The 13,214-nt window shown below is 73.4% G+C and carries 7 protein-coding genes and 1 pseudogene; 7 read left to right on the top strand and 1 reads right to left on the bottom strand.

Going from position 1 to position 13,214, the window contains the following annotated elements; translation table 11 throughout:
* The first annotated feature begins 84 nt into the window (after positions 1-84).
* From QIS99_RS22680 to QIS99_RS22655, 6 genes and pseudogenes are all read left to right on the top strand, one after another.
* Positions 85-1,548 (top strand): cytochrome P450, encoded by a 1,464-nt coding sequence (locus QIS99_RS22680; RefSeq protein ID WP_282515436.1) that lies wholly within the window; start codon positions 85-87, stop codon positions 1,546-1,548.
* Positions 1,549-1,849: 301 nt separating this feature from the next.
* Complete coding sequence (locus tag QIS99_RS22675; RefSeq protein ID WP_282515435.1) at positions 1,850-3,688, top strand: methylmalonyl-CoA mutase family protein; 1,839 nt, start codon at positions 1,850-1,852, stop codon at positions 3,686-3,688.
* Positions 3,688-5,979 (top strand): methylmalonyl-CoA mutase, encoded by a 2,292-nt coding sequence (gene scpA / locus QIS99_RS22670; protein ID WP_282515434.1) that lies wholly within the window; start codon positions 3,688-3,690, stop codon positions 5,977-5,979. Before QIS99_RS22675 ends, scpA begins: the two co-directional genes overlap by 1 nt.
* A 4-nt stretch (positions 5,980-5,983) precedes the next feature.
* Positions 5,984-7,006, top strand: coding sequence for a methylmalonyl Co-A mutase-associated GTPase MeaB (meaB, locus tag QIS99_RS22665; RefSeq protein ID WP_282515433.1), 1,023 nt, complete (start codon positions 5,984-5,986; stop codon positions 7,004-7,006).
* Positions 7,007-7,190: 184 nt separating this feature from the next.
* A pseudogene (locus QIS99_RS22660) lies at positions 7,191-8,651 on the top strand (glycosyltransferase family 2 protein); the annotation flags it as partial.
* Between the two features lie 30 nt (positions 8,652-8,681).
* Complete coding sequence (locus tag QIS99_RS22655) at positions 8,682-9,797, top strand: LCP family protein (RefSeq protein ID WP_282515432.1); 1,116 nt, start codon at positions 8,682-8,684, stop codon at positions 9,795-9,797.
* 193 nt (positions 9,798-9,990) lie between these two features.
* On the opposite strand, the gene QIS99_RS22650 is transcribed toward QIS99_RS22655, so the two are convergent.
* Entirely contained in the window at positions 9,991-11,679 is a 1,689-nt protein-coding gene (locus tag QIS99_RS22650; protein WP_282515431.1) for an IclR family transcriptional regulator domain-containing protein, read from the bottom strand.
* Positions 11,680-11,819: 140 nt separating this feature from the next.
* Between QIS99_RS22650 and QIS99_RS22645 the strand changes: the two genes are divergently transcribed.
* Positions 11,820-13,013 (top strand): 4-hydroxybenzoate 3-monooxygenase, encoded by a 1,194-nt coding sequence (locus QIS99_RS22645; RefSeq protein ID WP_282515430.1) that lies wholly within the window; start codon positions 11,820-11,822, stop codon positions 13,011-13,013.
* Positions 13,014-13,214: the final 201 nt, after the last annotated feature.

Genomic DNA, 13,214 nt, shown 5'->3' with positions numbered 1-13,214 from the left:
CAGTGGCGCGACGACACTGGCGACAGCTATTGAACCGAAATGCAATAACGCAATCGGCGGGCGCGGCAGGGGAGTTGGGGCAGGATGGCGCAGATCACCGAGGCGGCGGCGCACGACGAGGGCGCCGCGCTGCCCAAGGGCTTCCGCAGCGCACAGCAGGGCTGGCCGGAGCTCGACCGCATCCCGCACCCGCCGCGCCGCATCCCGCTGCTCGGCGACGTGGTCGGGGCGGACGTGCGCAGGCCCATGCAGGACTCGATGCGGTTCGCGCGTGAGCTCGGCCCGATCTTCCGGCGGAAGGCCTTCGGCAAGGAGATCGTCTTCGTCGGCGGGGCGGGCCTCGCGGCGGACCTGGCCGACGAGTCCCGGTTCGCCAAGCACGTCGGGCTCGGCGTGGCCAACCTGCGGCCGGTCGCCGGGGACGGGCTGTTCACCGCGTACAACCACGAGCCCAACTGGCAGCTGGCGCACGACATCCTCGCGCCCGGCTTCAGCCGCGACGCGATGGCCGGCTACCACCGGCTGATGCTCGACGTGGCCGGGCGGCTCACCGCGCACTGGGACGAGCGGGAGCGCACCGGGCGGGCCGTGGACGTGCCCGGCGACATGACGAAGCTGACCCTGGAGACCATCGCCCGCACCGGATTCGGCCACGACTTCGGCTCGTTCGACCGGGAGCGCCCGCACCCCTTCGTGACCTCGATGGTCGGCACCCTCGCCTTCGCCCAGCGCCGCAACCTGGTGCCGGGCCCGCTCGCCCCGTTCCTGCTGCGCGCCGCGACCCGGCGCAACGACGCGGACATGGCGTACCTGAACCGCACCGTCGACGAGGTGGTCGCCGCGCGCCGCGCGGAGGGCCGCGGCGGGGAACCGGACGACCTGCTCGACCGGATGCTGGCGGTCGCCCACCCCGAGACGGGCGAGCGGCTGAGCGCCGAGAACATCCGGCGCCAGGTCATCACGTTCCTGGTCGCCGGCCACGAGACCACCTCCGGCGCGCTCTCCTTCGCCCTGCACTACCTCGCCCGCAACCCGCAGGTCCTCGCCCGCGCGCAGGACGAGGTGGACCGCGTATGGGCGGGCAAGGACGAGCCCGCGTACGAGGACGTGGCGAAGCTGCGCCATCTGCGGCGGGTCCTCGACGAGTCCCTGCGCCTGTGGCCCACCGCGCCCGCGTTCGCCCGCGAGGCGCGGCAGGACACCGTGCTCGGCGGGGAGCATCCGATGCGCCGCGGGGCGTGGGCGCTGGTCCTCGCCATGACCATGCACCGCGACCCGGAGGCGTGGGGCGAGGACGCGGACGAGTTCGACCCGGACCGCTTCGAGCCGAAGGCGGTACGGGCCAGGCCCGCGCATGTCTTCAAGCCGTTCGGCACCGGGGCGCGGGCCTGCATCGGGCGGCAGTTCGCGCTGCACGAGGCGGTGTTGGTGCTGGGGTTGTTGTTGCGCAGGTACGACCTGCACGCGGACCCCGGGTACCGACTGCGGGTCGCGGAGCGGCTCACGTTGATGCCGGAGGGGCTGCGGCTGCGGCTCGGCCGGCGGTGAGTCCTGCCCTCCCCGCCCCTTCCCGGCTGTGTCCGATTTGCAGCTGGCGCCGCGTGCCCTGCGGACAGCCCCGGGGCTCCGCCCCGGACCTCGTGTCGCCCTTCGAGCTCGTCCTCAAACGACGGGCAGCGGCAGCCCCAGGAGGGGTGAGGGCGGCGGTCCGGCGGGGCGTTCGACGGCCGTGCGGCGCGCCCGCCCGGATAGGCCACCGGGCCCCCGTGATCAAGACAAGGCCGGAGAGGGCAAGGTCACAGCGGTTGCCCCTGCTGCTCATGAGTGAACGTGCCCTAACATCCGAGCCATGACGGTCCTGCCTGACGACGGGCTTTCGCTGGCCGCCGAGTTCCCTGATGCGACCCACGAGCAGTGGCAGGCCCTGGTGTCGGGCGTGCTGCGCAAGTCGGGCAAGGAATTCTCGGGCACGGCGGCCGAAGACGCCCTCTCCACCGCACTTGAGGACGGGCTCAGCACCCGCCCCCTCTACACGTCCCACGACCCCGCGCCGGACACCGGCCACCCCGGCTTCGCCCCGTACGTACGGGGCGGCAGGCCGCAGGGCGGTGCCGCCGCGGGCTGGGACGTACGGCAGCGGCACGCCGACGCCGACCCGGCCCGCGCCAACGAGGCGGTCCTCGCCGACCTGGAGAACGGCACCACCTCCGTGTGGCTCACCGGCATGCCCGCCTCCGGCCTCGCCCGCGCCCTCGACGGCGTGTACCTCGACCTCGCCCCGGTCGCCCTCGACGCGGGCGCCGGATACGCCGGGGCCGCCGCGGAGTTGCTGCGCCTGTACGCCGAGCGCGGCGTGACCGGCGAGCAGGCCGCCGGCACCCTGGGCGCCGACCCGCTCGGCCACGAGGCCCGCACCGGCGAGGAGTTGGACGCCGCACCCGCCGCCGCACTCGCCGCCCGCTGCGCCCGCGACTACCCCGGCATCCGCGCCCTCGCCGTGGACGCCCTGCCGTACCACGAGGCCGGTGCCTCCGCCGCCGAGGAGCTCGGCTGCTCCCTCGCCACCGGGCTCGCCTACCTGCGGCAGCTCACCGCGGCCGGGCTCGACCTCCGACAGGCCCTCGGTCAGCTGGAGTTCCGGTACGCGGCCACCGCCGACCAGTTCCTGACCATCGCCAAGCTGCGCGCCGCGCGCCGCCTCTGGGCGCGGATCGCGGAGGTCTGCGGGGCACCCGCGGACGGCGCGCAGCGCCAGCACGCCGTCACCTCGTCGGTGATGATGACGCGGCGTGACCCGTGGGTGAACATGCTGCGCACCACGGTCGCCACCCTCGCCGCCGGGGTCGGCGGCGCGGACTCCGTGACCGTGCTGCCCTTCGACGAGGCGCTGGGCCTGCCCGACGCGTTCGCCCGGCGCATCGCCCGCAACACGTCCACGATCCTCCTGGAGGAGTCGCACCTCGGACAGGTCATCGACCCCGCGGGCGGCTCCTGGTACGTGGAGCGGCTGACCGACGAACTCGCCCACGCCGCCTGGGAGTTCTTCCAGGAGATCGAGCGCGAGGGCGGCCAGGCCTCCGCCCTGCGCTCCGGTTTCGTACCCGACCGCCTCGCCGCCACCTGGGCCGCGCGCAGCGCCAAGCTCGCCACCCGCCGCGAACCCGTCACCGGCGTCAGCGAGTTCCCGCACCTCGCCGAGAAGCCCGTCCTCCGCGAGCCCGCCCCGGCGCCGCTCACCGGCGGACTGCCGAGGGTGCGCCGCGACGAGCAGTACGAGGCGCTGCGCGCCCGCTCCGACGCCCACCTCGACACCACCGGCGCCCGCCCCAAGGTGTTCATCGCCGCGCTCGGTTCGGCCGCCGCTCACACCGCGCGCGCCACGTTCGCCGCGAACCTGTTCCAGGCGGGCGGCATCGAGGCGGTGCACGACCCGGTCTCCGTGGACGCGGACACCGTCGCCGAGGCGTTCAAGGCCGGCGGCGCGGGCGTCGCCTGCCTCTGCTCCAGCGACGCGCTGTACGAGGAGCAGGCGGAGGCCGTCGCCAAGGCCCTCCAGGCGGCCGGCGCCCAGCGGGTGTTCCTCGCCGGGAAGCCCGCCGAGCGCCCCGGCGTCGACGCGTACGTGCACGCCGGCTGCGACGCGGTCACCGTCCTCACCTCCACCCTCGACCGCATGGGAGTGGCGTGATGCCGAACCAGCAGGCGAACCAGCAGCCGAACCAGCAGCCGAACCAGCAGCCGAACCAGCAGCCGAGCCAGCAGAGCAGTGGCAGCGGCCCGCAGATCCCGGACTTCTCCGTGATCGGCCTGAACACCGGCGCCCCCGCGGGCTCCGAGGACGAGTGGCGCGCCGCCGTGAAGGAGTCCACCGGCAAGTCGGTGGACGACCTGACGTGGGAGACCCCGGAGGGCATCGCCGTCCAACCCCTGTACACGGGGCGGGACTTGGAGGGCCTGGACTTCCTGGAGACGTACCCGGGAGCGGCGCCGTACCTGCGTGGCCCGTACCCGACGATGTACGTCAACCAGCCCTGGACGATCCGGCAGTACGCGGGCTTCTCCACGGCCGAGGAGTCCAACGCCTTCTACCGGCGCAACCTCGCCGCCGGTCAGAAGGGCCTCTCCGTCGCCTTCGACCTGCCCACGCACCGCGGGTACGACAGCGACCACCCGCGCGTGACCGGTGATGTCGGCATGGCGGGCGTGGCGATCGACTCCATCTACGACATGCGGCAGCTCTTCGACGGCATCCCGCTGGACAAGATGACCGTGTCGATGACGATGAACGGCGCGGTCCTTCCCGTACTGGCGCTGTACATCGTGGCGGCGGAGGAACAGGGCGTACCGCCCGAGAAGCTGGCCGGGACCATTCAGAACGACATCCTCAAGGAGTTCATGGTCCGCAACACCTACATCTATCCGCCGAAGCCGTCGATGCGGATCATCTCCGACATCTTCGCGTACACCTCGCAGCGGATGCCGCGCTACAACTCCATCTCCATCTCCGGCTACCACATCCAGGAGGCGGGCGCGACGGCCGACCTGGAGCTGGCGTACACCCTCGCGGATGGCGTGGAGTACCTGAGGGCGGGGCAGGAGGCGGGCCTGGACGTGGACGCGTTCGCGCCCCGGCTGTCCTTCTTCTGGGCGATCGGCATGAACTTCTTCATGGAGGTCGCCAAGCTCCGCGCCGCCCGCCTGCTCTGGGCGAAGCTGGTCAAGCAGTTCGACCCGAAGAACGCCAAGTCCCTTTCCCTGCGCACCCATTCGCAGACCTCGGGCTGGTCGCTGACCGCGCAGGACGTCTTCAACAACGTGACCCGTACGTGTGTGGAGGCGATGGCCGCCACCCAGGGCCACACCCAGTCCCTGCACACCAACGCCCTGGACGAGGCGCTGGCCCTGCCCACCGACTTCTCGGCGCGCATCGCCCGCAACACCCAGCTCCTCATCCAGCAGGAGTCGGGCACGACGCGGACGATCGACCCGTGGGGCGGCAGCGCGTACGTGGAGAAGCTCACGTACGACCTCGCGCGGCGCGCCTGGCAGCACATCCAGGAGGTCGAGCAGGCCGGCGGCATGGCCAAGGCCATCGACGCGGGCATCCCCAAGCTCCGCATCGAGGAGGCCGCGGCCCGCACGCAGGCCCGCATCGACTCCGGACGGCAGCCGGTGATCGGCGTGAACAAGTACCGCCCTGAAAACGCAGCGAGCGACGAGCAGATCGAGGTCCTCAAGGTCGACAACTCCTCGGTCCGCGCCCAGCAGATCGAGAAGCTGCGGCGCCTGCGCGAGGAGCGCGACGGCCGGGCGTGCCAGGACGCCCTCGACGCCCTGACCCGCGCCGCCGCCGAATCCACCGGAAACCTCCTGGAGTTGGCGGTGAACGCGGCCCGCGCCAAGGCGACCGTGGGTGAGATCTCCGACGCACTGGAGAAGGTGTACGGGCGGCACGCGGGCCAGATCCGTACGATCTCCGGCGTGTACCGCAACGAAGCAGGCCAGTCCCCGTCCGTGGAGCGGACCCGCGCCCTCGTCGACACCTTCGAGGAGGAAGAGGGCCGCCGCCCGCGCATCCTCGTCGCCAAGATGGGCCAGGACGGCCACGACCGCGGCCAGAAGGTCATCGCCTCCGCCTTCGCCGACCTCGGCTTCGACGTCGATGTCGGCCCGCTCTTCCAGACCCCGGCGGAGGTGGCCCGTCAGGCCGTCGAGGCGGACGCGCACATCGTCGGCGTCTCCTCGCTCGCCGCCGGGCACCTGACCCTCGTACCGGCGCTGCGCGAGGAGCTGGCCGCCGAGGGCCGGGAGGACATCATGATCGTGGTCGGCGGTGTGATCCCGCCGCAGGACGTGCCCACGCTCCTGGAGATGGGCGCCACGGCGGTCTTCCCGCCCGGCACCGTCATCCCGGACGCGGCGTACGACCTGGTGGCGCAGCTGGGCGGGCAGCTCGGCCACGAGCCTGCCGGGCGTTGATCCGATGCCGAAGCCGATCGACATCGACAGCTGTGCGAAGGGTGTCCTCGACGGGAAGCGGGCGCACATCGCGCGCGCCATCACCCTCGTCGAGTCCACCCGGCCCGACCACCGCACCCACGCCCAGGAGTTGCTGACGCGGCTGCTTCCGCACTCCGGGCGGGCCCGGCGGATCGGCATCAGCGGGGTGCCGGGGGTCGGGAAGTCGACGTTCATCGACGCGCTCGGCACGCTGCTCACCTCACTCGGCCACCGGGTCGCGGTCCTCGCCGTCGACCCGTCCTCGACCCGTACGGGCGGCTCCATCCTGGGCGACAAGACCCGGATGGAGCGCCTGTCCGTCGACCCGAACGCGTTCGTGCGGCCCTCGCCGAGCGCGGGCACGCTCGGCGGGGTGGCGAAGGCGACGCGCGAGTCGATGGTGGTCATGGAGGCGGCCGGGTACGACGTGATCCTCGTGGAGACCGTCGGCGTCGGGCAGTCCGAGACGGCCGTCGCCAACATGGTCGACTCGTTCCTGCTGCTCACGCTTGCCCGTACGGGCGATCAGCTGCAGGGCATCAAGAAGGGCGTCCTGGAGCTGGCCGACGTGCTCGCCGTCAACAAGGCGGACGGTCCGCACGAACGCGACGCCCGCGCGGCCGCGCGTGAACTCGCGGGCGCGCTGCGCCTGATGCATCCCCAAACTCTCGGCTCCGCTCGACCAGGGGAGACCCCACTCGCCGACGCCGCCTGGACCCCGCCGGTCCTGTCGTGCAGCGCCCGCGAGACCACCGGCCTCGACACGGTCTGGGAGCGCCTGGAACAGCACCGCGCACTCCTCGACTCCACGGGCCGCCTCGCCGCGAAGCGCCGCGACCAGCAGGTCGACTGGACCTGGAACATGGTCCACGACGTCCTGATGGAACGCCTGCGCGCCGACCCGAAGGTACGGGAGGTCGCGCCCGACCTTGAACAGCGCGTACGCGAGGGGGAGTTGACGGCCACGCTGGCGGCGGAGGAGATCCTGCGGGCGTTCCGGGACTGAGGTCCGACCCCCGGGGCTCGGCCCCGGACCCCGGCCTTCTTTCGGCTTTCGCGCCGTCGTGGCTGCGCAGTTCCCCGCGCCCCTAACAGGCTCACGCCGACGCCATGGCCGCCACCAGCAGGATCGCCTGGACCACGGGCAGCAAGGCCACCGCGAGTGCGGTGCCCGCTGCGATCATGCGCGGTCCCGCAGACCCGCCGAGGGCGTGATCCGGCAGTACAGCCACACCGAACTCGGCTACCGGGAGGCGCGGGCGCTGCTCGGCAACCCGCGCGTCGACAAGTTCAGCACCGTCACCGCCGGGCTCGGCCGGCCCACGCTCACCACCCCGGTCGGCGTGACCGAACGCCTCAAGGGCGAGGGCCTGTTGTGGGCGCAGACCCTCGGGCACGCCCTCACCCGCGCCATGGCCTGGGTGCTCGGCGTGGCGGGTGCGCTCGGTGTGCTGCGGCTGCTGCTGCTCGCCGTGTTCGCGCGCGCCCATGTGCGCCGCGTCGACCGGCTCAGGCCCGGCGCGCCCCGGCTGCGGGAGGTGCTCGAACCCGTCACCGTCCTCGTGCCCGCGCACAACGAGGAGGCTGGCATCGGCGCCACCGTGCACTCCCTGCTCGCCTCCCGCTACCCGCGCCTGCAGATCGTCGTGATCGACGACGGCTCCACCGACCGCACCGCGGAGATCGTCGACGCCATCGACGACCCGTGCGTCACCCTCGTCCGCCGACCCAACGGCGGCAAACCCGGCGCCCTCAACACCGGCCTCGGGCACGCCCGGCACGACATCGTGGTGATGGTCGACGCGGACACGGTCTTCGAGCCGGACGCGCTCCACCGTCTCGTCCAGCCGCTCGCCCACCCCGCCGTCGGCGCGGTCAGCGGCAACACCAAGGTCGGCAACCGCCGTTCCCTGCTCGGCCGTTGGCAGCACCTGGAGTACGTGATCGGCTTCAACCTGGACCGCCGCATGTTCGAGGTCCTGGAGTGCATGCCGACCGTGCCCGGCGCCATCGGCGCGTTCCGGCGCGACGCCCTGATGGGCGTGGGCGGTGTCAGCGAGGACACCCTCGCCGAGGACACCGACCTCACCATGTCGCTGTGGCGGGCGGGCTGGCGCGTGGTGTACGAGGAGTGCGCGATCGCCTGGACCGAAGTCCCCAGCACCCTCGGCCAGTTGTGGCGACAGCGCTACCGCTGGTGCTACGGCACCCTGCAGTCGATGTGGAAGCACCGCAGGTCCCTGGCCGAGGTGGGTCCGGCCGGGCGGTTCGGCCGCCGTGGGCTCACCTATCTCACCCTGTTCCAGGTGGTCCTGCCGCTGTTCGCGCCGGTCGTGGACGTGTTCGCGCTGTACGGGCTGTGCTTCCGCGACCCCACCGAGGCCCTGGTGGTGTGGCTCGGCTTCCTCGTCGTACAGCTGATCACCGCCGGGTACGCGCTGCGGCTCGACGGGGAGCGGCTGCGCGCACTGTGGTCGCTGCCGCTGCAGTTGTTCGTCTACCGGCAGCTGCTCTACCTGGTGGTCATCCAGTCGGTGATCACCGCGCTGCTCGGCACCCGCCTGAAGTGGCAGCGCATGCTCCGCTCCGGCACCGGCGACCAGCACCTCCTGGAGGAGTCCGGCCGCCGCCCGCTGACCTCAGTCCGTTGACGCCGTACGACGAAGGGAGACGATCCCGTCATGCGTGAACCGCGCGACGCAGGGCCGGTGGTGCAGGTGGCCGGGCCGCTTCGGCAGGAACAGCGCGAGGAGGAGGTGCCGCTCCGCCCGCCGCCGCGCCGGGCCCGCTCCCGGCCCCGTCGCCGCAGGCGACGCCGGCCCCTGCGCCGCGCGTTCCTGTTCCTGCTCGCGCTCCTCGTGGCCACCCCGCTCGGCACGTACGCCTGGGCCGGGACCCGCCTCAACCGCGACGTCGACCTCGGCGCGTACGGCCACCGCCCGCCGCCCGGCAAGGGCACCACGTACCTGATCGTCGGCTCCGACAGCCGCGCGGGCCTCACCGCGGAGGAACAGCGGGAGCTGCACACGGGGTCGGTGTCCGGGCGCCGGACGGACTCCATGATCCTGCTGCACACCGGTGCCTTTGGCACCACCATGGTCAGCCTGCCCCGCGACTCCTGGGTGACGGTGCCCGCGCATCTGCGCACCTCCACCGGCAAGCGCACCGAGCCCGCGAAGAGCAAGCTCAACGCCGCCTTCTCCCGCGGCGGGCCCGAACTCCTCGCCCGTACTGTCGAGTTCAACACCGGGCTGCGCATCGACCACTACGCGGAGATCGGCCTCGCCGGGTTCGTGAAGGTCGTCGACGCGGTGGGCGGCGTACCGATGTGTCTGCAGCGCGACATCCGCGACGAGAAGTCCGGCGCCGACCTGCGGAAAGGCTGCCGGCTCCTGGACGGCGCCCAGTCCCTCGCGTTCGTACGGCAGCGCCACCAGGAGGCCGACGGCGACCTGGGCCGCACCCGCAACCAGCAGAAGTTCCTCACCGCCCTCGCGAAGCGCGCCGCCGCCGCGGACACGGTGCTCGACCCGACGGCCCTGTACCCGGCGCTCGGCGCGGGCCTGGACGCCCTCGTCGTCGACCGGGACATGACGTTGCGTCAACTGGCGTCGATGGTACGGGCGGTGCGGGGCGTCACGGACGGCAGCGGCCGGCGCATCACCGTGCCGGTGGCGGCCGTCGGTATCCCCACCCCGCAGGGCAGCGCGATCCGCTGGGACGAGCCGGCCGCGCGGGAGCTGTTCGACCGCCTCCGGCGCGACCTGCCGGTGCCGGAACGGCGTCCGCGCGGCTGAGGCGGGACTACGCACCCCCGGCAGCGCCCGGAACACCGCGTCCACGGCCGACCGGACGCGCCCGGCGACCGCCTCCGGCGAGCAGGCGTCAAAGGCTTGCCGCAAGTCCCTCGCGTCGGCCACGACGATGGCCCAGGAGGCCGCGGGATTCCGGAGCGGCAGGCCGCGGGGAGGCCCGGTGGCGCGGCCGCCCTCAAGCCGTCGCGATCCGCGAGAACCGCCCCGCGATCCGCAGCTCCGCCTCGATCCGCGCCGCCGTGGCCCGCAGCTGAGGCAGTACCTCCGCCCGGACCTGCGCGGGCGTGCGCCGGCTGCTGTGCATGGCGACGTTCACGGCGGCCACGGCCCGCCCGGACGCGTCCCGCACGGGCACCGCGAGGGAGCGCAGGCCCTCCTCCAACTCCTCGTCGACCAGGGCGTGCTGGGCCGTACGGACATCGTCGAGGAGGGCGTCGAGTGCGGCTCGTTCGGTGACCGTGTGCGGGGTCAGGGGGCGTAGTTCACTGCCGTCGAGCAGCGTCGCGCGCTCCGCGGCGGGCAGGTCGGCGAGCAGGACGCGGCCCAGGGACGCCGCGTACGCGGGCAGGCGGGTGCCGATGGTGAGGTGGACGCTCATGATGCGGCTGGTGGCGACGCGCGCCGTGTACCGGATGGCGTCCCCGTCGAGCACGGCGAGCGACGCCGAGTCGTGCACCGTCCGTACCAGCGCGGCCAGATGCGGCGCGGCGATCTCCGGCAGCGTGCAGCGCGACAGCGGCGCGTGCCCGAGGTCGAGGACGCGCGGCGTGAGCCGGAACTCCCGCCCGTCGCGGCGGACCAGACCGAGGTGCTCGAAGCTCAGCAGGGCCCGGCGTGCGGTGGCGCGGGCGAGCCCGGTGGCCTCGGCGACGGCGGACAGGCTGAGCGCGTCCCGGCCCTCGTCGAAGGCGGTCAGTACGGTCAGGCCGCGGGCCAGGGACTCCACGAACCCGGAGCCCGACTCCTGCTTGGACGCGGCGGTCCAGCCGGCGAGCCCCGGTTCCGGGCGGGCGCGCGGGGCGACGGGCGCCCGCAGGGCCCGCTCCATCGCGGCGACCGTGCGCCGCGCCCCGGGCAGCAGCGAGCGGCGCAGGGACGCCGCGGTGTGCCGACTGGTGTGGCTGACCACGCTCAGCGCGCATACCGTACGGCCCTCCGGGTCGCGCACCGGCAGCGCGAGCGCGACCAGGCCCGGCTCGATCAGCTGGTCGTCGACGGCGAGCCCGGCGCCCCGCGCCTCGGCGGCCCGCGCCTCGAACTCCTCGGCGGGAACGGCGAGTCGAGGCCGTTCGGCGTCGGCCGCAGGGCGCTCCGGAACGGCCGGGAAGCCCTGGTCCAGCGGGTCGGCGGCGCGCCGCTCGCGCCAGCCGGTCCACTGCTCGTCGGTCCAGTCGGCGGCGAACAGGGCGCCGGGCGCGGTGCGTTCGGCGGGCAGCAGGTCGCCGATGCGGAACGACAGCGACAGGGCGCGGCGGCGCGCCGACTGGTGCACGAACCGGATCCCGTCCCGGTCCGGCACGGCCAGGGACACCGACTCGTCCAGCTCGTCGGCGAGTTGCTCGGCGAGCGGCCCGAGCGGACCCGGCACGTGCGACGCGGCGAGGTAGGCGTTGCCGAGCTCCATCAGGCGCGGGGCGAGCGTCGCGCTGTGCCCGTCGAGGCGTACGTACCCCATACGGGCCAGCGTCGCGGTGGCCCGGTCGACGGTGGAGCGGGCCAGACCGGTGGCGCGGACCAGCTCGCCGACCGGGCGGCGGCCGTCGGCGGCGGCCAGGGCGCGCAGCACGGCGACCCCGCGCAGCAGCGGGCCGACGGCCTCCGGTGGCGGTCCGCCCGGGTCGGCGGACGGGGGTGTGACGGTCATGGGCTGCTCCGCTGTGATGCCGTCGAGCCGTACGCCGGACCGGGCCGTTGACATCGGGACCGGGCGCGCGCAGACTCGGGGCGCTTCAGGAATGAATCAAAGTTCACTGTGCGAACACAGCTTACCAGGAGGCCTCTCAGATGCATCCCGAGCACACGAGTGTCGCGATCGTCGGCGCGGGACCGGCCGGCCTGCTCCTCGCCCGGCTGCTGCACCGCGCCGGCGTCGACACCGTCGTCCTGGAGAGCCGGGACCGGGCCTACGTCGAGCGCCGCCAGCGCGCCGGAATCCTGGAGCAGCCCACCGTGGACGCCCTGCGCGCCGCCGGTGCCGGGGCCCGCCTCGACCGCGAGGGCATCGAGCACGACGGCATCGAGCTGCGCTTCGGCCGCCGCGCCCACCGCGTCGACTTCCCCGCCCTGACCGGCGGCCGGCGCGTGACGGTGTACGCGCAGACCGAGGTCGTCAAGGACCTCGTCGCCCTCCAGCTCGCCGAAGGCGGCCCGCTGCTGTTCGAGGCCGAGGTGCGCGAGGTCACCGGCGCGGACACCGCACGCCCTGTCGTCCACTACCGCCACGAGGGCCGCGAACACACCCTCACCTGCGATTATGTCGTCGGCTGCGACGGCTTCCACGGCGTCGTGAGGAACGCCGTCCCGGACGCGGTGCGCAGCACGTACGAACGCGTCTATCCCTACTCCTGGCTCGGCATCCTCGCCGAAGCCCCGCCCGTCTACGACGAGTTGATCTACGCCCACTCGGAGCGCGGCTTCGCCCTCGCCAGCATGCGCTCGCCGAGCGTCAGCCGCCTCTACCTCCAGGTTCCCAACGGCACCGACCCTGCGGACTGGCCCAACGAACGGATCTGGGACGAGCTGGACGCCCGCTTCGCCCTCGACGCCGAGCCGGGCCGGCGGCTGCAGCGCGGCCCCGTCACCGCCAAGTCGGTCCTCCCGATGCGCAGCCACGTCACCGAACCCATGCGGTACGGGCACGTCCTGCTCGCCGGCGACGCCGCGCACATCGTGCCGCCCACCGGCGCCAAGGGCCTCAACCTCGCCGCGGCCGACGTGATCGTCCTGGCCCGCGCCCTCGCCGCCCGGTACCGCGACGGGGCCACCGGACTCCTCGACGCGTACTCGGACACCTGCCTGCGCCGGGTCTGGCGCGCCGAGCACTTCTCGTACTTCATGACGACGACGCTGCACACCGACCCCGGGCAGAGCGCGTTCGACACCCGGCTCCAGCTCGCCCAGCTGGAGCGGGTGGCGAACTCGACGCACGCGGCGGCCGAGCTGGCCGAGAACTACACAGGGTTGCCGATCCCCGACTGAGCGGGCGCGGGCACGGCGGTCGGGCCGAGCCCCGGCCGCCGCGGTCGGGCCGAGCCCCGGGGCGTCGCGCAGGGGCGGCATCACGGCGCCGCAGCTGTTCATGTCCATGCCGTCGAATGTTCACGTCCATCCTGTCTCCTTCGTGGGTACCCCCACCTTTAGGTGGGGGGGAAACGAAGCCGCTGCGGAGCAGGGCAAGGA

Origin of the sequence: Streptomyces solicavernae, from assembly GCF_029968095.1 — a bacterium.
GTDB classification, from domain to species: Bacteria; Actinomycetota; Actinomycetes; order Streptomycetales; family Streptomycetaceae; genus Streptomyces; species Streptomyces solicavernae.
Note: the sequence above shows the minus strand (reverse complement) of the source record. Positions and strands in the feature narration are given on the sequence as shown.